Source organism: Nostoc sp. ChiSLP03a (assembly GCF_034531215.2).
Lineage (GTDB): Bacteria > Cyanobacteriota > Cyanobacteriia > Cyanobacteriales > Nostocaceae > Nostoc.
Genome location: NZ_JAVRBQ020000148.1, coordinates 52,215 through 75,265, shown reverse-complemented (window position 1 = coordinate 75,265; position 23,051 = coordinate 52,215). Strand labels below are relative to the sequence as shown.

General features: G+C 41.5%; 19 protein-coding genes. 15 read left to right on the top strand and 4 right to left on the bottom strand.

Translation table 11 applies throughout. From position 1 onward, the window contains the following. Positions 1 to 783: 783 nt before the first annotated feature. The 5 genes from RMY32_RS24465 (at position 784) to RMY32_RS24445 (ending at position 8,944) form a co-directional block, all read left to right on the top strand. Positions 784 to 3,330, top strand: a complete 2,547-nt coding sequence (locus RMY32_RS24465) for a proteasome protein (protein WP_322714089.1) — start codon at positions 784 to 786, stop codon at positions 3,328 to 3,330. Positions 3,331 to 3,361: 31 nt separating this feature from the next. Beyond that, the gene (locus RMY32_RS24460; protein ID WP_322714088.1) at positions 3,362 to 4,198 is read left to right on the top strand and encodes an Rpn family recombination-promoting nuclease/putative transposase; all 837 of its coding nucleotides are present in this window, start codon (positions 3,362 to 3,364) and stop codon (positions 4,196 to 4,198) included. A gap of 53 nt (positions 4,199 to 4,251) precedes the next feature. Further along, positions 4,252 to 4,518: a hypothetical protein gene (locus RMY32_RS24455; RefSeq protein ID WP_409883900.1), complete on the top strand. Its 267-nt coding sequence runs from the start codon at positions 4,252 to 4,254 to the stop codon at positions 4,516 to 4,518. Positions 4,519 to 4,737: 219 nt separating this feature from the next. Continuing rightward, positions 4,738 to 7,713, top strand: a complete 2,976-nt coding sequence (locus tag RMY32_RS24450) for a molecular chaperone (RefSeq protein ID WP_322714086.1) — start codon at positions 4,738 to 4,740, stop codon at positions 7,711 to 7,713. A gap of 139 nt (positions 7,714 to 7,852) precedes the next feature. Next, complete coding sequence (locus RMY32_RS24445; protein WP_322714085.1) at positions 7,853 to 8,944, top strand: hypothetical protein; 1,092 nt, start codon at positions 7,853 to 7,855, stop codon at positions 8,942 to 8,944. A gap of 102 nt (positions 8,945 to 9,046) precedes the next feature. Here the strand turns inward: RMY32_RS24445 and RMY32_RS24440 are convergent, their stop codons facing one another. Continuing rightward, positions 9,047 to 9,226, bottom strand: a complete 180-nt coding sequence (locus tag RMY32_RS24440) for a high light inducible protein (protein WP_322714084.1) — start codon at positions 9,224 to 9,226, stop codon at positions 9,047 to 9,049. Positions 9,227 to 9,530: 304 nt separating this feature from the next. On the opposite strand from RMY32_RS24440, the gene RMY32_RS24435 reads away from it, so the two are divergent. The 3 genes from RMY32_RS24435 (at position 9,531) to trpD (ending at position 12,763) form a co-directional block, all read left to right on the top strand. Further along, complete coding sequence (locus RMY32_RS24435; RefSeq protein WP_322714083.1) at positions 9,531 to 10,667, top strand: hypothetical protein; 1,137 nt, start codon at positions 9,531 to 9,533, stop codon at positions 10,665 to 10,667. Positions 10,668 to 10,685: 18 nt separating this feature from the next. Then, complete coding sequence (locus tag RMY32_RS24430; protein ID WP_322714082.1) at positions 10,686 to 11,567, top strand: DNA adenine methylase; 882 nt, start codon at positions 10,686 to 10,688, stop codon at positions 11,565 to 11,567. An 80-nt stretch (positions 11,568 to 11,647) separates the two neighbouring features. Beyond that, a complete protein-coding gene (gene trpD / locus RMY32_RS24425; RefSeq protein ID WP_322714081.1) occupies positions 11,648 to 12,763 on the top strand; it encodes an anthranilate phosphoribosyltransferase in 1,116 nt (371 codons plus the stop codon). Here the strand turns inward: trpD and RMY32_RS24420 are convergent. Next, positions 12,693 to 13,733, bottom strand: coding sequence for a retropepsin-like aspartic protease (locus RMY32_RS24420; protein ID WP_322714080.1), 1,041 nt, complete (start codon positions 13,731 to 13,733; stop codon positions 12,693 to 12,695). The two genes, trpD and RMY32_RS24420, sit on opposite strands and share 71 nt — an antisense overlap. Before the next feature lie 252 nt (positions 13,734 to 13,985). Here RMY32_RS24420 and carA point away from each other — a divergent pair, with 252 nt between their 5' ends. From carA to RMY32_RS24395, 5 genes are all read left to right on the top strand, one after another. Then, positions 13,986 to 15,149, top strand: coding sequence for a glutamine-hydrolyzing carbamoyl-phosphate synthase small subunit (gene carA, locus RMY32_RS24415; RefSeq protein WP_322714079.1), 1,164 nt, complete (start codon positions 13,986 to 13,988; stop codon positions 15,147 to 15,149). Between the two features lie 179 nt (positions 15,150 to 15,328). After that, positions 15,329 to 15,694 (top strand): STAS domain-containing protein, encoded by a 366-nt coding sequence (locus RMY32_RS24410; RefSeq protein ID WP_084227153.1) that lies wholly within the window; start codon positions 15,329 to 15,331, stop codon positions 15,692 to 15,694. Between the two features lie 582 nt (positions 15,695 to 16,276). Then, the gene (locus RMY32_RS24405; RefSeq protein WP_322714078.1) at positions 16,277 to 16,756 is read left to right on the top strand and encodes a Mini-ribonuclease 3; all 480 of its coding nucleotides are present in this window, start codon (positions 16,277 to 16,279) and stop codon (positions 16,754 to 16,756) included. A gap of 92 nt (positions 16,757 to 16,848) precedes the next feature. Beyond that, positions 16,849 to 18,030, top strand: a complete 1,182-nt coding sequence (gene rlmB / locus RMY32_RS24400) for a 23S rRNA (guanosine(2251)-2'-O)-methyltransferase RlmB (protein WP_322694755.1) — start codon at positions 16,849 to 16,851, stop codon at positions 18,028 to 18,030. Between the two features lie 86 nt (positions 18,031 to 18,116). Further along, a complete protein-coding gene (locus tag RMY32_RS24395; RefSeq protein WP_322677628.1) occupies positions 18,117 to 18,419 on the top strand; it encodes a DUF1816 domain-containing protein in 303 nt (100 codons plus the stop codon). Between the two features lie 275 nt (positions 18,420 to 18,694). On the opposite strand, the gene RMY32_RS24390 is transcribed toward RMY32_RS24395, so the two are convergent. Then, on the bottom strand, positions 18,695 to 19,543 hold the full coding sequence (locus RMY32_RS24390) for an alpha/beta hydrolase (protein ID WP_322714077.1): 849 nt from the start codon (positions 19,541 to 19,543) through the stop codon (positions 18,695 to 18,697). Next, positions 19,543 to 20,793, bottom strand: coding sequence for a methionine gamma-lyase family protein (locus RMY32_RS24385; protein WP_322714076.1), 1,251 nt, complete (start codon positions 20,791 to 20,793; stop codon positions 19,543 to 19,545). The genes RMY32_RS24390 and RMY32_RS24385 overlap by 1 nt, the downstream gene beginning before the upstream one ends. 88 nt (positions 20,794 to 20,881) lie before the next feature. Here RMY32_RS24385 and RMY32_RS24380 point away from each other — a divergent pair, with 88 nt between their 5' ends. Both RMY32_RS24380 and RMY32_RS24375 read left to right on the top strand, forming a co-directional pair. Further along, positions 20,882 to 21,703 carry an acyl-CoA desaturase gene (locus tag RMY32_RS24380; protein ID WP_322677631.1) on the top strand — a complete coding sequence of 274 codons (822 nt, stop codon included), beginning with the start codon at positions 20,882 to 20,884 and terminating at the stop codon, positions 21,701 to 21,703. Positions 21,704 to 21,922: 219 nt separating this feature from the next. After that, positions 21,923 to 22,975 (top strand): fatty acid desaturase, encoded by a 1,053-nt coding sequence (locus tag RMY32_RS24375; RefSeq protein WP_322714075.1) that lies wholly within the window; start codon positions 21,923 to 21,925, stop codon positions 22,973 to 22,975. The last annotated feature ends 76 nt before the right edge of the window (positions 22,976 to 23,051 follow it).

The window sequence follows — 23,051 nt, the reverse complement described above, 5'->3', positions numbered from 1 at the left end:
TCTTTTAGTGTAAATAAATTGAAAAAATGCTGAAGTTATCATTAAGATTAACTTCAGCATTTTGTGTGAAATTTAAACTATATATATCAGAGAGCTTGTTTGACTTTGTTTCTTTTTGAAATCACTGAGAAATTCATCTTAGCTATGTAATTGCATTGCTGAAAAACCTGATTTAGCTTTACGTAAACTATATGATTTTCTGCAAGGCATTTACATCTTTATAATAAATTTACAATAATCAAGAATTTCATCCAAAATAAATATTGATTTTTTATCAAGAAGAATTCAGCATGAATTAAAATCTGGCTGATGGCTCTATCTTGCTTAAAATAATGGAGTATAAAAAAGTTTGATAGCTACAGCTGTATCCAGCAGATTTGATTTAATTAGGGGTATAAAAACCAACCCTATTTATTTTTAATTTGGGATAATGATGAATGTATTATTTTTGATTGTTGTCAACAAAACCCAATTTTTCAAAATTGTCTTGACTAGTCAAAATGCCTTATATAGCAATCTTATCTGAGTGACGATCGATCTAGGTGATGACGAACTGTCTCTCTACGAGACACTACATGTAACTTGCTTTCTCGTAGGGTACGCGCAGCATCTTGTAGAAAAGTACGCCAATAAAAAGAGAACAAATCTCGATGGCTATAGCAAAATCACAAATTAAATGAGAGAAATGCTAAATGTGATATCAACTGGTTGTAACAATGCCTGGTAATCGCATTTTATATGTTATAAAGCTCACAGAAATTAATGTTAGGCGGAAACTACTTTATGGAACCAGATAAACTGGGCCGTTTTAAGGAGTACGGCGAATTCATCCTCCGAAAGATAGATTCTGTGCCCCAGTACCCTTCTAAACAAGAAGATTGGGTTCCAGCTAGTCTTGATGACTGTCTCCTGCGTTTGCGATCGGCTGCCCAGAAAACTGTAGACCTGGCAACTTCGCCTGTCAAAATTGGGGTGATGGGAGAATTTAGTAGTGGAAAAACCTTACTTTTAGGCAGTCTAATTGGATATGCAGATGCTTTACCAGTCAGTGAAAACCCCACTACAGGTAATGTTACCGCCATACATATTATCCCGCAAGACGATTTTGCAACAACGCAATTAAGTAACTTTACGGTAGAGTATCTTTCCCATGAGGGAGTACACGAGTGTCTCCGCTTCATGCTAGGGGAAGCCAATAAACGAACAACAGCAGCAGGGCTTCCTCCGATACCAGTATCGAAACTCAACTCTGCCACAGATATTATTGGCTGGTGTGAAGAAGCATGGAATAGCAGTAGCAATTTAGAGCTACGTTATTTACTCCGAGAGTTGGTATTATTCCTGCGGGCTTATCAAGCTTATGGGGAGGTTATGTGTGGTGGGCACTACCAAATTGATCCGGTGACTGCCCGCGAGGGGCTACAGCTAGTCGAGCAGCCAATGGCAATCCAAACTCTGAAATTCGAGGATCTACCCCCAGCGCACATCAGATTACCGAGTCCACCCCAGAGGCTACCAACAAAGTTATTGCAAAACAGTTTCCCACTGATACGCCGCGTCGATATTGATGTGAAAATCTCACGGGAAATTTGGGATTTTGCAGACGCAGCTAAATTTATTCTCATCGACTTTCCGGGATTGGGGGCTGCTAATTCTGGGGCTAGAGATACCTTTTTGTCATTGCGGGAATTGGCAGAAGTACAGACAATTTTGGTATTGCTAAATGGTAAATCTCCCGGAAGCGATCGCGCCAATAAAATCTTCACCATGATGCAACAGCAGCGACCGGGACAAGACCTGAAAGATTTAATTCTCGTCGGTGTGGGTCGTTTCGATCAACTACCTCTAGACAGCGAGGGTGGCGAAAGAGAACTCGATCATCTGATTGAAGATAGCCATTTAGAAGAGGAAACGGTTCTCCAAAAACTCAAAGTTCTGCAAACTACCATTGACGGTGCAGCAGCATTTACAACCCAAAAAGACCGCATCGTTTTACTGTCGCCACTGTTGGGATTAGCTGAATTGGCAAAACGTTCTAGTAAAGTCAAAGCTGGTTCGCCAGACTTTTTAGCTAACTTGGACTATCCTGATTATTTAGATCGGTCTAAACGGCTACAACAGAAATGGGAGCTATTAAGTGAACGGCTGATAGAATCTAACACCCGTAGCTATTTGGGCAGACAGTTGGGTTACTTTAGTCAAGATGGTGGACTTAGTAAGCTGCGGGAATTGATTCAAACCCACGTAGCTACTCATGGTCTGAAGCAACTGTATGAAGATACCAAAAGAGCTGCTGATGTGGTCAGTCAGCAACAAGATCGCTTGAAAGATATCATAGATGAAATTCACGAGCAAGGTATCCCCACAGGCGATAGTCCCGCTTTTATCGAATTGCGTTTTTTGGTCGAAAGCTTAGATAAAATCTACAGAAATTTTCAAAAAGATATCGGGAAAGAACCACTCAAAGATCGGCGCGGTGTTGTTGTCAGCGATGTAGTAAAAGACGAACTCACTTTTAGAATCCTCAATTGGAATCAATGGACTTTACTCTTCAACAAAGCCAATAATGGAGCGATCGCTCTGGCAGAATCTAAAGGTGCAGCTGGGAAATTATTCGATCGGGGAAACCGCGTAAATACTTCTCTTCCGACTAAGAGTGATGATTTTTATCCAGTATTTGAGAAAACCGTTAAAGAAGTAGAAGATTTTGCCCGCGATCGCATCCAGCAAGCCGTGGTAGATTTGTTGAACCAATTATCAAATCATATAGCCCCAGAACGCGAACAATTGCAGGCATTTTTCCACCCAGAAATGGAGCAAGAAATCGAAGAAAAATTTGGTTTTGAAGATGCCGATCTCTTTTACAAATTATTACTAGGATGCGATCCTAACGAATGGAAAGAAGCAATTATCGCTGAAATCAGTAGTAAAGACAAAACCGTTGCACCCGAAATTATCTTTCCTTTAGCACGTCAAGACGATAAACACAACGTTGGTCAAATCTTTGATTGGGCACCAGAGAAAAGCCAAGCCTTCGCCAAATCGAGCAATCACCAACTTTTAGTACTGCGACTGCGAGATGAAATTACAGCTAGCGCCAGTCTGCATCTTGTGCAGTATGTTAGCGAAGTTAATCAGCAAATTAATTCCGAACTAGAAGGTATTTTGGATCAAATTATTCCTAGCCTGCAAAACTTTTCCAAAAAAGAAACTTTGCTAAGATATTTGGCAGCTGGGGAATTGCCATCTGAGATCCAAATTCCGACTTGGTTGCAAATTATTGCTGAAATTGCGGCTGTTTCTCCCTCAGACGATTTGGATTTGAGATGACGCGATCGCGTCGAGATATGAGGATGTATTTATGAGACGTGATGCGATTTTTTATACAATTTTCAAGCGTGTCCCAGAATTGTTTTTCGAGTTAGTAGAACAGCCACCAGCAGAAGCTGCTAGCTATCGCTTTGAATCAGTTGAAGTTAAAGAACCAACATTTCGGATTGATGGGGTATTTTTACCTCCACCAGATGCAACATCTCAGATAATCTTTTTTGCTGAGGTACAATTCCAAAGAGATGAGTTACTGTACCATCGCTTTTTCTCAGAATCCTTGCTGTATATGTATCGCAATCCGTCGCTTTACGATGACTGGTACGGGGTAATTATTTTACAGTCTCGCAGCTTGGAACCAGAAAAAACCACTATTCATAGATCGTTACTGAACAGTTCTCAAGTACAACGAATTTATTTAGATGAGTTAGGTAGTCCTGATGAATACAAAGTAGGTATCAGTTTGATGCTGTTGACTATTGCCTCAGAGACTCAAATGGTTCGGGAAGCGAAACGTTTAATTGAGCGGGTGCAACAAGAGCAGATAACTGTTTTGGCTAAGAAGGAGATAATAGATGTAATCACAACAATTGCAGTTTATAAATTCGCAAACTTAAGTCGTGAAGAGGTAGAAGCAATGTTAGGAGTTAAGTTAGAAGAAACTAGAGTTTATCAAGAAGCTAAACAAGAAGGACTAGAACAAGGAGTAGAAATAGGGCGAGAACAAGGATTACAGCAAGGACTACAACAAGGGCGAGAACAAGCAAAACTTGAACTTGTACCTCAGTTCTTAGCTCTTGGTATGTCGATGGAAGAGGTTGCCCAATTACTTAATTTAACCATCGAACAAGTAAGACTTGCAGCTGAGTAATCACAACAATTACTGGTTATCAAATTGCAAACTTAAGTAGTGAAGAGGTAGAGGTGGTGTTTGAAATTACGTTACAAAAAACTAGGGTTTATCGAGAAGCTAAAGAAGAAGGACGACAAGAAGGACTAAAACAAGCACTAGAAGAAATACGAGAACAAGGACTACAACAAGGACGAGAAGAAGTAAAACGTGAACTTATACCTCGGTGTTTAGCTTATGGTATTTCTATAGAAGAGGTTGCCCAGTTATTTAATTTAACTATCGAACAAGTCGAACAAGTAAAAGTTACAGATGAGCAAGAATCTTCAACATCAACTTAATAACTGCTGCAATTTTCATAGCGATGTCTAGTTTGGACTACGCTTACGTCCTTTCTATATAAAAGCGTAGCCCAACGTAGATATCGCGCCAAATAAAAAAGCCAGTGCTAAAGAGAATCAATGGTACAAGACCAAAGATTCTCTAAATTTGTAATTTTATGATAGAACATTACAGTTTTTAGCCAGCTATAAAATAAACAACAGAAAGTGAATACTATAATGAACCCTTTCCAATTGAATAACTATAGCGATCGCGAACCAAGCGAGAAACAACAAAAAAGATTTCCGGGATGGTTTGCTTTAGATTTTGGTACATCGAATTCCACAGTCACACTTTTCGATCCAATTGAAGTACCGATCGCAGAAATTTTACCCAAAGAGCAAGAAATGCGGTTGCGCGATCGCTTATCGCAATGGCTTAGTTCTCCTGCCTCCGTAGCTTTACCGGATGTCAGCACTGATGATTGGGCGAAGTTTATCACAGAAATTAGCAAAAATTTGGAGATAGAACCCAGCCGATTGAGCGAAGTGTTTGAAAGTGATAATAAAGAGCGATTTTTGGAAGCAATTCGCCAAATTGAACTTTCTTTAGGGAACAGCGAAAGGTTCCGCCGGGCTGTTAGCAAAAAACTTTACCAAATTTATCATGAGGTGTTCCGCGTCCCTACCCTAGAGTCGCAAAATCTGATCCCAGTTGTGCTGGATATCGATCGCCGCGATACGGAAATTCCCAGCGAGTCGGAAATTTCACACTTAGAGGATTTAAAACTGCGGATGGGTAGGGAGGCTAGAGATAACCGAAAAAAAGCGATCGCTCAAGGTACAAGCGGTTCTTTAAAGGAAATTATCAGCAGGTTTCACCATTCACCCAAACGCTATTTTGGCCAGGAGCGATCGTTTTCAGTTATTTTGGATGGCGAAGAAGAAACAATTACCGCTAATCAGTTAATCCAATCTGCTTGGGCGCATTTAATCGAGTTAACTGAAGACTACCGCCAACACGCACGACGCAGATTTTCGGAAGGAGATTTTTTAACAGCAGTTGTCACCTACCCAACAGTCGCCCCACCAGTTGTTCGTAAGGAAGTTAGGGAATTAGTTGAGCAGTTGGGAATCGATGATGTCCAAACTGCTTATGATGAAGCCGTTTCTGTAGCAATATTCTTTTTATGGCGAGAATTTGGCGGTAATCTCAACATTGGAATCGAGTCATTCAAAACCCGTTGTCGCCAAGTAGGAAACAAATGGTCGCAAAATGTCCTCGTTTTGGATATTGGCGGGGGAACCACAGACTTAGCTTTAATTGAACTGACTTTAGAAGATAAAACTCCTAGTTTTGCCGATTATGAAGACCGGGGTTTAGGAGGACGTTACTATAAACTTACCCCCAAATTATTAGGTTCATCCGGTCATTTACAGCTAGGCGGTGAATTAATTACACTGCGAATTTTCAGATTATTAAAAGTTGCGATCGCAGACTTTTTGTTGACAGCAGTCACAATAGGCGACCTAGAAAACGAAAAGTTAGAAGATTTAATTAACTCCGAGTTAAACGAGCGTTTTTTAGAACAAGGCAAATTTAAAACTGGCAGTCTTTTAAAATGCCTAGATAAAGAGAATCCAGAAGGCGATATTGCTTACAAAGATGCCTTAGATACTGCCGATAAAGTATTACCCACCCGTTGGCAACAAGCACCTCAACGTCTGCAATCCTTTTATATTCTTTGGGATTATGCAGAAGCAGCTAAACTCAAACTTGGGCAAAAGCCACCAACAGAGAATTCTCTATTAACCTTTACACTTTCTGAGCAGCAAATTTCCGAATTGCTTACCCAAAGCGCCATTAAATTGCAAGTCAAAGATCCAAATAACATCTGTGTTACCCTAGACAACCAACAATTTGAACGAGCCGCCGCTTCAGGAATTAAAGAAGCGATCGGAATTGCCAAAGGATTAATGGAAAGTCGTTTGCGTTCCGACGATCTCACCAAAGATTCTTGGAATTCCCAAAAAGTTGATTGGTTAATTTTGTCTGGTAAAACTTGTAATTTAGACATAGTGCAGCGCCAAATCTACCAAGAATTTAGTAAATCTCCATATTTTGTCTGGAATCCAGAACGGATTACCTTTGTGTTGGAATTTACCAAGCTAGCTACTTCTGCCGGTGCTTGCTATGCCGAAAAGTTACGAAGATTGAGATTCGATCCAGAAGAGTCTAAAAGCTTGTTGCGTAAGGGAGCCAACCAGCTAGAAATTGATGTCAAAAACCTGTTTTATTATTTGCCCTGCAACTTCAAACGCAAAACACAAAGTAACGATTTACTAACTATATTCAAAGCTGGACAAGAACTTTATCAACTCGCACCTTGGGAAACTGTTGCTAAAGTTCGTACTCATTGGCAAGGGATACAATTAACTAATATTATCTACCGTCAAGATTACGAAGAGGGAGATTTACGACTATGGGGAAGCTTTGACGGCAAAAACCTGATGAATCAACTGGAAATGCCAGAAGTAGAATTTCTGAAAAAAATCAAAGTCCAGTTTGAGATTGACCAAACCCTCGAATTTAACGTATTGCTTTGTCAAGGAAACCCCCATTATTTGATTGATATTTCTGGTATTGATTTAGAATCGGTAGTTTCAGAAACTTCAGCGCTATTTGCTGATGGTAAATTGAACTGGAATATTGCTGTGGAAGGCTTCAATAAAAATTTAAATGATGGTGATATTGCCGTTAACGTGATTGAGTCAGCAACTGTCGATCAACCAGATGCCTATCATCTTGTATTTGAAGTCGGAAATGATGGTAGTAAAACGTTTCACAAATTTCATTATTTGCGCGATGGGGTGACGCAACCAGGAATTGGGTTAATTAGTAATCCCTTACCTCCATTCCCACAAACTGGCCAGCACACCTTCTATGTTTATCAAACAGATGCCGAAACCAACAGCAAAAAATGGATAAGAATTGGCGCACTCAGCAAACCAGATGTAACCACAGATTATCCTTGCCAATATCGTGTAACTCTCGACGATCGAGGTATTCTAAGAATGCACGCCGGTGAAGTCCCTTACTGGACATCACAAAATCAAGAATGCCTCAAAGAAGAAGGATGTGTTTACCGTGCTGAATTAGAATTGCAACCTAATGAAGTTGATAAAGAACGCGATCCCTTTTGCGGCATACATTAAACCTCTGCGTTCCTCTGCGCGAAACTTTGCGTTCCTCTGCGTTGAAAAAAATTAATATTTTTAAACGCAAAGGGGCGCGGAGTAAACGCAAAGGGGCGCAGAGGTTTGCCAAGTTTTATTCGCTTTGGAGGTGATATTTATGCAGCACTTGCGTCAATTATTAGAGATAGAAAACTCGGAGTTAGCCCAATTACTGCGGTTTAGTTTGTATGGACTAGAGGCTAGTTTAAATCAGGCTCGCGCCGAATTTCCACTAGATCCAGGATCTAAAATATGTGATGAGGTGCTGCAAGAACTTCATAACCTGTTACAACCTGCACCGCCACAGCAAAATACTGGTTGGGAAGATGCGCCAGATGAGTTAAAACTAAGTCATCTCCGAGAAGCTTTCGATTCTGACTCAGAACTTAGTTATTATTTGGGTAATTCCCAACTGCAAAGCCAAACAGACTCTGATTTGTGGAATGAGATTCAACGCAAACTGCTGCGAGTCCCAGAGGATTTAGCTGCAACTTGGCGACAGCGCACCTTGGATTTAGCTCAAGAAGTTGGTGCGATCGCAGATAATTCTAATCTTTTTCAACTTCCCTTTATCCGCGACGAAATTATCTACCCCGGACTTACTGGTACTGTTCAAGCTCAGGGATTGAGCTTGTATCAACAAGCACTTTCAAATTCTAAAATTCCCCAAGGTAATGCATCCGATTTACCAGCAGCATTTCTATTTTTATATATGAATTTTATCGAAATAGACCCAGATTTACATCATGCTTTAAAGAGCGTTTTTAGCTTCGATGTCATTTCCTTACACTCCAAACCAGAACAGCGCGATCAATATATTGATGCTTTAAGCGATCGCTTCCAACGCACCCAAAAAGCAGAGAAAAATACCGATCCCCTATCAATTCTTCGTGCTTGGATTGATATGGACGAAGCGATACATTCCCTAGTATTTGTACCACCGGCTGAACGCTATTCTTGGTGGGGAAAGCTACAACATGAATCACGGCGCATTTTGAAGAAAGTCGCTGATGAAGCTATTAATGCAGGTAATGAAGTCCGAATTCGCCAATTATCGGGACTTTATGCAGATATCTGTGCTTCATCCAAGGATGACTTGCAACTAGACTGTGGTGGTATTCCTGGCGAAGTCTTAACTTGTCTTCGAGTATATGCGCGAATCAATCAAGAAGAATTTCCAGGCCGTGTAATATTTCGCTCATCACGCTAGTTGCTGGCGAGTTTTCTAATTCTTGAGATTATGAGGCAAGACAGATAATTTTACTAATCCCCGCCTTGCCTCATAATCTAATGAAGGTAAAAACGTTTAAATCTAAAGGATGCCCCAGAAGTGTAAAATCCCTTGACCAGAAAACACTTCAAGCGCAACAGCAGATATAAAACCGATCATTGCAAAACGACCGTTCCAATTTTCGCTCTGAGGAGTGAAGCCCCAGCGCAAAGCATTAGGATCTTCTGAAACCGAAGGCGTAGTCTTCTTAACGTTTGCCATAAAAAATACTCCGAGCTTTTATGTTGTAACAGTTATAACTGCCTGTAAAGTAATGTAACAGACTTTTACGAAATTGCAACATAAACTCAAGAGAAAATTCAGTAAGAGGTATTACGGGTACGTAGTTTTATGATAGTAGGTTTGCGATCGCCTACGAGGGCAAGCTACGCCCCAACAGCTAACTACTTCAGAAAATTGTAGCTATTCAGGAGGAAATTAACTCTTGCTTGGTCATTTCTATGCTTTAATAACCAATGCTGAACTAAACTATGGCAAAAATAAATATTAAGAAAAATTTGGATATATGGCAGAAGTTCTTCATTTTACAGGATTTATCAAAGGAGTGACCTATAAAACTTACTTGGACGATAATTTAAGTAGGATTAGTTTAGATGTATTTGATATCAATAAAGAAAGGGGTTATGGATTAATCAAGTCACCTACAACTGAAATTGCTTATTCAAAATGGGTATCACCTAAGAGAACCAGAAGTTACCCATTTGCGAGAATTTATAACACATATAATTCCTCGAAAGTTATAACTATTATCCCGGTGATTAAAGATGAGGGCAAAGATGGTGATATAGACAAAATTCAATACTCTACAATTTCTTGGATGAATTTGCTTAATATCTATATAGTACTTGCTTATTACGAAACAGCAAAAAAAAGTACTAAAAAGGGGCAAATTAATAAGAACAAGTTGAGTAATCAGAAATTTTATAATGATTTTGTTAAATTTCAAATCAGCGAGATATTAGCATATCGCCAAAGCGCACTTCATTGGAATAAGAATCTATTTGAAGAAAGATTTACACAAACTTTTGAAAAAGCTCTAGATTCTTATGATTCTATTTTTCATCAAACTGGAGTAATAATTCACTCACGAGAAGGATTAGATAAATATTTACATAAGATCAGAGAAGAGTTTGAGGAATTTAAGAATATTTCTCTTAAAGGTTCTCATAGTGCTAGTAAGAGAGAAGCGCTGACTTCTCATAAGCTAGAATATTTAGTGGATGGATTAAAAGCAACTTTTAGTATTGAAAACTATCTTGGCGGAATTTACTATTTGACTCCTGATGAGATAATATTCGAGAATAACATGTATATTATACAAGAGTCAAAAAATACTTCAACAGCATCTTTGCCAAAGCTTCCTGATATTCAAGATGGTTTATTCAAGCTAATTTTATTTTCTAATTTAGATTCTTTAGTATTGAATGGGCAGGAAGTATTATTTGCTACAAAGCTCAAGCTTACAGGTAACAATATTATTGGTTCTATTGTCTTTCCAGATGCATCACTAGAAGAACTTAAGTATTTTTTAGAAGTTAATATTAAAAATTTTAATACAAATCAAAAAATAATTATTAAAAAATTGGCTTTAGAAGCTGAAAATAATCAGAAACTTCAAATAGAAGTATCCAGTAATTTTTAAACCTTATAATTTTTGGTTATGATCAAAAGTCCTCTGCGATATCCTGGTGGTAAGTCAAAAGCAATTAATCAGATAGTAGAATACTTGCCAGAGAGCTTTTCGGAATTTCGAGAACCTTTTGTAGGTGGTGGTTCTGTATTTATTTATTTAAGACAAAAGTTTCCGCATATCAAAATTTGGATTAACGATTTAAACCGCGAACTCTTCTTATTCTGGAAGGTTGCCCAAACTGATATAGGTCAATTAGTTAAAGAAATTCGACATATTAAAGTCAAATATACAAATGGTAAATTACTCTTTATAGAATTAACTAGTGTAAATGTAAATAATTTATCTGATTTAGAAAGAGCAGTTCGCTTTTTCGTACTCAATAGAATTACTTTTTCAGGAACTGTAGAATCAGGCGGTTTTTCTGAACAAGCTTTTCATAAAAGATTTACTGATTCTTCAATAGAACGGCTAGAAAAGTTAGAAAATATTCTCTCAGAAAATGTCCAAATTACTAATTTGGATTACAGCCACCTATTAAAATTAGAAGGGGAAGATGTATTTTTATTTTTAGATCCGCCATATTTTAGCGCTACGAAATCAAAGCTATACGGTAAAGATGGTGACTTGCACACTTGTTTTGAACATGAGAGATTTGCTAACCTGTTGCAACAATGTCATCATCGCTGGCTGATAACTTACGATGACTCATTGCACATTCGAGAAAATTTTCAATGGGCTAATATTTCAGAGTGGGAATTACAGTATGGGATGAATAACTATAAGCAGAGTGGTGCAGCTAAAGGAAAAGAGTTATTCATTACTAACTACAAAGTTAAACTTGATTTGAAGAAAAAATCACAAGTTCAGAATCTTGCTAATCCAGCTTTGCAATTAAGCCTTGAGATTTAAGCCTAACTTTGATAGCTTCCAATTTTCCGGTAGGATAACCCCATAGCTATCAATATAGCTACAACATACAAATCTTAGCTATGGCAACTTCTCCAATCCCTGCTCAAGAATCCTCTGCTAGCTGGTATGTCCTGCTGCAACAATTAATAGATGGACAATCATTGTCTCGCACTCAATCTGCTGAATTGATGAAGGGTTGGCTCAGTGAAGCGGTTCCCCCAGAATTATCGGGAGCAATTTTAACAGCACTGAACTTTAGAGGCATTTCTGCCGACGAGTTGACCGGCATGGCTGAAGTATTACAATCTCAATCAAAACTGGGGACTGGGGACTGGGGACTGGGGACTGGGCAAGAATCTACCCAATCCCCAATCCCTAATCCCCAATCCCTAATACCCTTAATTGATACCTGTGGCACTGGTGGCGATGGTTCATCAACCTTTAATATTTCCACAGCAGTTGCTTTTGTTGCTGCTGCATCTGGCATACCTGTCGCCAAACACGGTAATCGTTCAGCTTCAAGTCTCACAGGAAGTGCAGATGTATTGGAAGCATTGGGTGTAAACTTAAGTGCCTCTAGTGAAAAAGTACAAGCAGCACTACAAGAAGTGGGGATCACCTTCTTGTTTGCTCCTGGTTGGCATCCAGCACTCAAGGCTGTTGCCTCATTACGGCGGACTTTGAAAGTGCGAACAATTTTTAATTTGCTCGGGCCGTTAGTAAATCCCTTGCGTCCAACTGGGCAGGTGGTGGGCTTATTTACTCCCAAACTTTTGGCAACTGTTGCCGAAGCTTTACAGAATTTGGGCAAGGAAAAGGCGATTGTATTGCACGGGCGAGAAAAACTTGATGAGGCTGGGTTAGGAGATGAAACTGACTTAGCGGTGTTATCAAACGGCGAAGTGCAGTTAACTACTATTAATCCCCTAGATTTGGATTTAACACCAGCTCCCATAGGTATGCTTCGGGGTGGAGATGTCCAAGAGAATGCGGAGATTCTCAAGGCGGTACTCCAAGGTAAGGGAACTCAGGCGCAACAAGATGCAGTTGCCTTAAATGCGTCGTTGGCGCTGCAAGTCGCGGGTACGATCGCACTTCTCGATCACGCCGAGGGTATTAAAATCGCTAAGGATATCCTACAAAGTGGGGCTGCTTGGACGAAGTTGGAGCAGTTAGTTGAGTTTCTGGCGGATTGATTTGCGATCGCAATTGCGGGCGAAACTCTACCACATTACGCTTAATGGTGACATCGTAGTTGCCAAAAAAGTCATGTCCTAAAAGTCCAGTATCTAGTTCAGCACCTGCGATCGCTACTGCTACTCTATTCACTACTACCCCGCCAAGGGCCATCGAATTAACATAGCCTACAGGAAATTCTACCGCTCTGGAACTGGCGGTATTTGCTTTAGCTTTTCCCACTGTGACGATTCCCAAAGCATTAGCCATCTCTTGGGTGATGACAGTGCCACTTGCTCCCGTATCCACAATCATCTCAAATTGTTGCTGGCCATTAAAGGTAACTTCCACAATTGGCGTACCACCAATTCGTCTTTTTATCGGCGCTGTAAATACTGCTTCATCGGGAATCACCACTGCTGATGAAGGCAAAGCTGGCTCTGGTGATAACGGTTTTGTTTCTCGTGGAGGTAAAGTTAACTTTGGTGTGGTTTCTCTTTGAGGAACAACAACGACTATTTTTTGAGGTTCTCTAACTGCAACAGGGCGAGGATTAGCTTGCTGTTGGGCATATTTAACTTGGCGGCGATATTCCGTGATTTTGGTTTGAGCGATCGCAAATTCTGGGCTTTGTCGCCGCACTTTTCGCATTAGCGCGATCGCATCCTGATACTGACTCGCCACCAATTTCCAATCATCTGGAGATTGAGCCGATTGGCTGATACTCCAAGCGCCAACAGCTTTGTCTCGTCCCATCTCAAAAAGACTTGGTTCACTTTCAAACGGATCTAGCGGCTGCGCTTCTGGGGTAGCTGCTGGTCTTACTGGTTTAACGGTAGGCTGGACTGGTGCTAGATCCCCAATTGGCGTAGGTTGCTCATCGCCAACAGTAGCGGTGTTCAGTTTGTCTTCACTACAGGCAACGCACAAAACCGCTAGAGTGCTTGATACAAAAATTAGGGTTGCACGGGATAAAAAAGACTGAAGCATAATTAATTTTAACTGCCCAAGCTTTGCCAAATCCACTCCCGCTACTTTAATTCTTTTTTAATTTTAATTAACTATCTTTAAAACTCCCAATTGCCCAACTCATGGGATAATTAACAATCGCAGTATTGGGGACTAGGGACTGGGGGCTAGGGACTGGGGACTAGGGAATAAGATTAAAAATACTATTTTCCAATCTCCAGTACCCAATCCCCAATTCCCAATTCCCAATCCCCAATCCCTAATCTATCGCCTATGCCCCTGACTGACTCAATACCAGCTTTACTTGTCCTAGCAGATGGAACCACTTATCGCGGTTGGTCTTTCGGTGCGACGGGAACCGCGATCGGAGAAGTGGTGTTCAACACTGGTATGACAGGCTATCAAGAAGTTCTGACTGACCCTAGTTACCGCGGTCAAATTGTGATTTTTACCTATCCTGAATTGGGGAATACTGGCGTCAATCTGGAAGATGAAGAATCAGATGGGCCCCAAGTGCGGGGTGCGATCGCCCGGAATATTTGTCACCGTCCGAGTAACTGGCGATCGACACAAACTTTACCTGACTACCTCAAACAAAACCAAATACCAGGGATATACGGCATTGATACCCGCGCTCTCACCCGCAAAATTCGGATGTTCGGAGCGATGAACGGTGGTATTTCTACAACCATTCTCGATGAAGCGGAATTGCTAGAGCAGGTGCTAGCAGCTCCCAACATGGCAGGATTGAATCTGGTTGGTGAAGTCACCACCTCAACGGCTTATGAATGGTCCGATCCCACAATTCCAGCTTGGGAATTTAACTCTGAAACTGGGGAAAATCTTGGGAAAGCCTTTACTGTTGTTGCCCTTGACTTTGGTGTAAAACGCAATATCCTACGTCGCTTAGTCAGTTATGGTTGTCGGGTAATTGTTGTACCTGCTGATACACCACCAGAGGAAATTCTCAAATACAATCCAGATGGTGTGTTTCTTTCTAATGGGCCTGGCGACCCTGCTGCTGTCACTGAAGGGATTGCGACTGCCAAAGCTCTCCTATTAAGTGAAAAACCCATCTTTGGTATTTGTATGGGACACCAAATTTTAGGTCATGCACTAGGGGCAGAAACCTATAAACTCAAATTTGGTCATCGTGGTTTGAATCAGCCTGCCGGTTTACAACAACGAGTAGAAATTACTAGTCAAAACCATAGTTTTGCTATTGACCCAGATTCTTTACCTACGGCAGTTGTAGAAATCAGCCATCTAAACCTAAACGATCGCACTATTGCCGGGGTACGTCACAAATCTCTACCAGTGTTCTCCGTACAGTATCATCCAGAAGCTAGCCCTGGCCCCCACGATGCTGATTACTTGTTTGAGCAATTTGTTCAAGCCATGCGAACAGCACGTCAAGCCGTGGCAGAGGTGAGGTAAAAATAGGGAATGGGGACTGGGGACTGGGTACTGGGTACTGGGTGATAGGAAAGAAATTTCCTAATCCCCAATCCCCAATCCCCAATCCCCAGTACCCAATCCGCTATTCCAACAGATTGTAGACAACTTGCTCAAAAACCATCTATACTTGAGCGTTCACTTTAACTCATGAGGAGGGAATTATTGCTGAGCCACTAAATCTAACCGTTAGCCTGAGAGGCACTCGTGAAGTCCGGGATAACTGTCAGCTATTCCGCCTCACAGGTTTGTTAGATGCTTTTTCCGAGCCGACATTTCGCAAGACACTTGGCAGCAAGATAGACGAGGGCCCTAAGCACATTATTTTGGATCTCTCACAAATTGACTTTGTTGATAGCTCTGGCTTGGGCGCTCTGGTGCAGCTAGCCAAGCAAGCTCAAACTGCTGATGGCACTTTGCAAATTGTCACGAATGCCCGCGTAACTCAAACGGTCAAGCTTGTTCGCCTAGAGAAGTTTCTCTCCCTGCAAAAATCAGTTGAAGACGCTCTAGAAAACGTCAAGTAGTCTTGATTGCTCGATCTCAGAGGTAAATTTAGCTATCCAGATTCAAAATCGGATAGCTTAATTTTTAAAACTTCTGGCAGAAAACCTCTCTCCTTGTGGGAGAGGCATAAAGCCAGTTGAGCTATTATGTTTAAAGTTGAGTAATAACTAAAGATATAGAGACCCAATTTGTGGGTATGTAATCGTTGGCTAGAATATTGGATAAATAATCAAGTCTGAGATATTTGTTGTAAGAAATACAAAGTCAGCAGATTTGTTTATAGATAGATTTGACTTGATGCTGTATAGTTAAAAGTTGTCGTCTACTCAGTAAGTATGGCGATGCTACCAAGTACAAGGGTGAATTTGATGTTAAAATTTTACCCGATATTAGGCGCAGACCACAAGAAGTAGGCGAAGTTTGATTTATAGATGTTGACATCAGGGTGATTTTAAATGCCAACTCTCAATCAAAAAGATGAAATTAAGAAGTAATTTTGATAGTATTGATTATGCTAAGTATACTATCACGGCATACTTCAGAAAAATCAGTCTTTGCGAAGAATGCCTGCCAAATGTAGCCCGTCAAGGAATGATTTATTTGTGAAGTCACAGGAGGAAGAGCTATTAAATGGACAAGATGAAACTCCCAAACAGAGCTTGTCTTGGACTGAAGCACTCTTGGCAACCACAGGGCCATTCCAACAGATTTCTCTCTCACAAGTGCAACAAATTTCTCCTAGTGCTTTAGCATATTTGGGGGATGCAATTTATGAGTTGTATGTTAGAATGTTCTATCTGCTGCCATTGCAGCGGTCAGGAATTTACCATCGTCTGGTAGTGGAGCAGGTAAGAGCAGAAACACAAGCGCTACATTTGCGATCGCTGATTCCTCATCTCAGGGATACCGAATTAGAAATTGTCCGACGGGGTAGAAACGCCGCAACAGGACGCCCTAAGCGACTTAATCCCGAAATTTATCAACAGGCAACTAGTCTAGAAACTTTAATAGGCTACTTATATATCACCGATTACCAACGTCTAACCGAACTGTTGCAAATACTTCATCTAGAAAAAGAGTAAAAACTCAATTTCGCAGTAGCCACAGCACTAGATTAGATTCAAAAAATAGAGGTAATCGGAACGATCGACCATACGCTATATTCATAACTCAAATGCAGGATAAACCCAGAAAAGTCAATACTTCAAACGAACCAAATCGTGGACAACCCGTAAAAATTAAAGGTAAACGTGTTGTTACTAATCCGGCTCGCAATCCCAGGAAAATAGATAGCAACCCCATCTCTGGTGCGAATCCGACTCGCAAGCCCAGAAAAGTAGATAGTAACCCTATCTCTGGTGCGAATCCAACTCACAACCCCAGAAAAGTAGATAGTAACCCTATTTCTGGTGCGAATCCAACTCACAACCCCAGAAAAGTAGATGGCAACACCATCTCTGTTGTTAATCCGAATCGCAATCCCAAGAAAATAGATAGCAACCCCAGTTATAGCAATTCCCGACAACGAAATAGCAACTTTTCTCAGCCATCTGTATCTACACAATCTACAGAAGAAGATAACGATCTCATCTACGGTCGTCATCCAGTATTGAGTGCATTGCAAAATCAGCGCAATCTCAACCGTCTGTGGATTACTACCCGTCTGCGGTACGATCCCAGCTTTCACCATTTCCTTTTGCAAGCAAAGGAAAATGGCACAGTTATTGATGAGGTTGAACCCAAACGTTTAGACTATCTCACCAACGGCGCTAATCACCAAGGTGTGGCTGCACAAATTGCTCCCTACGCTTACATGGAATTGGCCGATCTAATTGAGCAGTGCAAATCTGTAACTGATGCTGTAATTGTTGTGGCTGACGGAATTACCGATCCCCACAACTTAGGAGCAATTATTCGCACAGCTGAAGCAATAGGCGCTCAAGGATTGGTAATTCCCCAAAGAAGGGCATCTGGGATCACTTCCACAGTCATGAAAGTGGCAGCAGGCGCTTTAGAAAATTTTGCTGTAGCTAGAGTTGTCAACCTCAGCCGCTCCTTAGAAGAATTAAAAGAAGCTGGCTTTTGGATTTACGGCACAGCTGCAAGTGGCAGCGAACCTTTGCATACAGTCAATTTCACTGGCCCCATCGTTTTGGTAATCGGCTCAGAAGGTGAAGGTCTGGGTATGTTGACTCAGCGCTCCTGTGATTTTTTAGTATCGATTCCTCTACAGGGTAAGACTCCCAGCCTGAATGCTTCTGTAGCCGCAGGTATGGCGCTTTATGAGATTTATCGCCAGCGATCGCTAAATACGCTGCACTTAGATAAATTGCAAAAATTCTCTTTGAAAAAATAACAGTAACAGAGTATAAAGAAATGTAAAAGATAATAAAGTACCCTATCGTTTAATACCCTGTAGACGTTTATAAATCAGCGAAAACCATGAAAACCATTTGGCATAACCTCAAGGAAGTGTTAATTAACACGTTCGACTATATCGGCTTGGCTTGGTGGGTAGAGATTGTGACGCAGAATCCCCGTTGCACGTATTACTTCGGGCCATTTCTAAATTCTTCTGATGCAAGATTAGCAAGCAAAGGATACATAGAAGATTTGGAGCTTGAAGGAGCGCAGGGAATTGTTGTGAATGTCAAGCGCTGCAAACCTAGTAACTTAACAATTGCTGACGACTTGGGGGAAAGATTTGACCGCAAAGTACAGCCTGCCTTTGGCGGTCAAATTTAAGTTAGGCCAGAGAATGAAAAGGATGCTCTGATGCGGGGACGCAAAGATATGGAGACACAGAAAATCCTTTTAAGAGGACTTTTTGCGTCTTTTTCACTCATTGCATCACCACATCTTCCTTCTCGATTTCTTCGTCAATAGTCAAAATTTTTTGACTATTTTGAACTATTAACAACTCCTAATTCGTAATTACGTTACGGGTGAAGATTTAGACCCCACCTGTAACGGCTAAACCTTTCATTGTCAATTCCTGTGATTCTCAGTTGAATTACGAATTACGAATTACGAATTACCTGCGGATGTTCTTCGAGCCAATGATCAATATCATTTAGCACCAACTGGGGAACTTCCCACGGAAAAAGATGAGCAGTGTTGGGATAGCACTGCCACTGAGAATTTTGGAGATGTCGAGCAGTTTCTAAGCTGGAATCAGATGTGATGTGGCGGTCTTTTTCGCCAGCAAGTACTAAACTAGGACATTGTATTTGTTCTAAATCTAGAAGCCGATTGTATCCTGATTGAATTGCACTATAGAGGGCGCGAGTAGCAGCTGGAGAGGTTTGCAAATAAGCTGGTACTGCTTCCTTGGCGATGTAATTGTAACTGGTAGATGTATGTTGTTGGATTAAGTAGCGGAAAAGCGATCGCTTACCAAAAGTTTCAATATTCCATTGCCAACTCGGTTTTATATAGTTCAACAAGGCAGCAATGCCAGTATATAAATTATCTTGCCAAGTAATAGGAGGATGACTGCCACGGGGTTTTGCAGCTGTCGCCACCAAAATCAGCCCAGTAACGCGCTCTGGCAAACGTAATGCCATCTCCATTGCCAGAATGCCCCCAAGTGACCATCCCAATACCAGGCACTTTTCAATCTGCAAACGGTCTAGCAGTGCTTCTAAATCAGTCAAATGGTCATTCATGTCAAAATTGCTGTTGTAGCGGCTTTTGCCGTATCCGCGCAAATCAGGGGCAAAAGTTTTGTAGCGTTTTGATAAATGATTGGTAAACACAGAAAGACTACGACCAGTACCAGGATGACCATGTAAGCCCAAAATTGGGAATCCTTGACCTTGAGTGTAAACATTGAGACGTGCAGCAGTGGTGGTGTGGCGATCGCTCATTACTCGCCCTTCTCCTGTCTATCGATACTGCCAACTGCATCGATCGCAGCTTCTAGGGCGATCGCTACATGAGTCCAATGAGTCCCACCCTGGCAATAAACTACATAAGGTTCACGCAAAGGCCCATCGGCTGATAATTCCAAAGTACTCCCTTCAATAAATGTCCCCCCAGCCATAACCACCTGGCTCTCATAACCTGGCATATCATCTGGAACAGGGTCTAAGTAGGAACCGATCGGAGAATGCTGTTGTATGGCTTTACAGAAAGCAATTAGCTTTTCGGCAGAACCAAGTTTAATTGCCTGAATTACATCTCCACGGGGAGCTAGGGGAGCGGGATTGACTGGATAACCGAGTTTATCAAATACATAACCAGTAAGATAAGTCCCTTTCATTGCCTCTCCTACCATCTGCGGCGCTAGAAATAAACCTTGGAACAGCAGGCGATTTTGGTCAAAAGTAGCACCGCCATAACTACCGATACCGGGAGCAGTAAGGCGACAAGCGGATGCTTCCACCAAGTCGGCGCGACCGGCGACATAACCACCAGCACTGACAATGGTGCCACCAGGATTTTTAATCAGCGATCCCGCTATTAAATCAGCACCTACGGCTGTGGGTTCTCTGGTTTCAATAAATTCGCCGTAACAGTTATCTACAAAGCAAACGGTGTTTGGGTTTTGCTGTTTGACTAAGTGGACGATTTTTTCAATATCAGTAATTGATAAACTAGGACGCCAAGAATAGCCACAAGAGCGCTGAATTAAGACTAAACGAGTGTTTTCAGCCACACTAGTACTTATTGCTTGCCAATCTATGGTTCTTTCTGGGGTTAGCTCCAATTGGCGGTAATTTATGCCAAACTCAATAAGAGAGCCTTGACCTTGACCCCGTAAACCAATAACTTCTTCAAGCGTATCGTAAGGAGAACCGACCACTGCTAACATTTCATCTCCCGGACGGAGAACACCGAACAAAGCACAGGCGATCGCATGAGTTCCGGAAACGTACTGAACCCGCACGGCCGCAGCTTCAGCGCCCATAACTTCGGCAAAAACTTTATCTAAAGTTTCTCGTCCTAAATCATCATGACCATAACCACTTACACCTGCAAAGTGGTGTGCGCCTACACGGTGATTACGAAAAGCATCCAGCACTCGTTTTAGATTATGCTTGACCTGAGCGTCAATACCAGAAAAAATTTCTAATAGTGCCTGTTCTGCTTGCCGCAGCTGTTCTAAGCTGTTCATCAGTTCCTCGTTCAAAAAAAAATTATCGATATGCGGATTTTGCGATCGCGCTGTTCTTAAGCTGGAAAATTAAAATTCAGGTTACTGCATGACAATTGCTACTTCAACCAAACCTCAAATTAACTGGGTCAATACCCTATTTTTCATTGGACTGCACATCGGCGCTTTATTTGCCTTTGTTCCTGGTAACTTTAGCTGGACGGCAGTTGGTGTGGGTTTCTTGCTGTACTGGATAACAGGTGGTTTAGGAGTTACTCTTGGATTTCATCGCCTTGTTACTCACCGCAGTTTTCAAACTCCCAAGTGGCTAGAGTATCTCTTGGTTTTCTTCGGCACACTCTCGTGTCAAGGAGGCCCAATTGAGTGGGTAGGGACGCATCGCATTCACCATTTACACTCAGATACTGATGCCGATCCCCATGATTCTAATAAAGGCTTCTGGTGGAGCCACATGGATTGGCTGATTCACTACTGTCCCGCTCACGCTGATGTTCCTCGTTTCACCAAAGACATTGCCGAAGACCCAGTTTATCAGTTTTTAGAAAAATATTTCATTTTAATCCAGGTTGCTCTAGGTGTATTGCTTTTGCTTCTAGGTGGCTGGCCGTTTGTTATTTGGGGAATTTTTGTTCGCATTGTCTGGGTTTACCACTGCACTTGGTTGGTGAACAGCGCGACTCATAAATTTGGCTATCAAAGCTATGATTCTGGCGATAAATCGACTAATTGCTGGTGGGTAGCCGTACTAGTTTTTGGTGAGGGCTGGCATAATAACCATCATGCTTTTCAATATTCAGCTCGTCACGGGCTGAAATGGTGGGAAATCGATTTAACCTGGATGACAGTTCAATTGCTGCAAGCAGTTGGTCTGGCAACTAATGTGAAGTTGGCCCCAACAAAAGTTAGTTAGGAGTAGAGACGCAATTAATCGCGTCTGTACAAAAGTTAGGATGTGTAACGTTTTTAACTCATAATTCATCACTTCTAACTCCTAACTTTTCAAAAAGCTATTTACTGGTGCGCTTGTGTCGGTTAGGTTGCTATAATCCGAAGCGCTAATGTGAAGAATTTTTACGGCAAGTTACTTTTTAGTGACTTGGTGGAGGAGTTTGTTGTTTTTTAGGTGTCCATGACTACATCAATAATTAATAGCCAGAAACTAAGTGACGAGCCTAGTAATTCCGACTTTCGGCTCAAAGATATTGTCAAAACCCTGCCACGGGAATGTTTTCAGCAGAACCGTCGCAAAGCTTGGACACAAGTAATACTCAGTGTCTTGGCAGTTGCCTTGGGCTATTACAGCCTGATTATCGCTTCTTGGTTTCTCTTGCCCCTAGCTTGGATTTTTACGGGCACTGCTTTAACAGGTTTTTTTGTAATTGGCCATGATTGCGGTCACAGGTCTTTTGCCAAACGTCGTTGGGTAAATGATTTGGTAGGGCATTTTTTCATGATGCCGCTAATTTATCCCTTTCACAGTTGGCGCATTAAGCATAATTATCACCATACTCATACCAACAAGCTGGATGAGGACAACGCTTGGCATCCAATCAGACCAGAAGTGTTTGAAGATTGGGATAAAACCCGACAGTCTGCTTTTGAACTGTTCATGCGTAAACGCTTCTGGTGGGTAGGTTCCATTGGACATTGGGCTGTAGTGCATTTTGATTGGCGGAACTTCAAAACGAAAGACCAATCGAGTATCAAACTGTCTGTGGCTGTAGTAGTTGTGTTTGCGGCGATCGCTTTCCCGACTCTGATCGCCACAACTGGTATCTGGGGCTTTGTCAAATTTTGGCTAGTGCCCTGGATGATTTACCATTTTTGGATGAGTACTTTTACTATTGTTCACCATACTGCCGCAGATGTTCCTTTTACGACAGCGAACAAGTGGAACGAAGCTCTAGCACAGCTATTTGGCACTATTCATTGCGATTATCCGCGTTGGGTAGAAATCCTGTGCCACGATATCAATGTTCATGTCCCTCATCATATTTCCACTGCGATTCCTTCTTATAATTTGCGGTTAGCTTACAGCAGCATCAAAGAAAATTGGGAGCCTTATCTCCATGATGAGTGTCAGTTTTCTTGGTCTTTAATGAAGCAGATTACAGACCAGTGTCAACTATACACAACTGATGTTGGCTATAAAACTTTCAACGAATATTATACAGAGCAATAAATAGCGCTGTGATTAGACTTACGCTCTTGAACTCAACGAGAGCGTTTATCATGCTGTGTTGAAATAGAATTTGGCG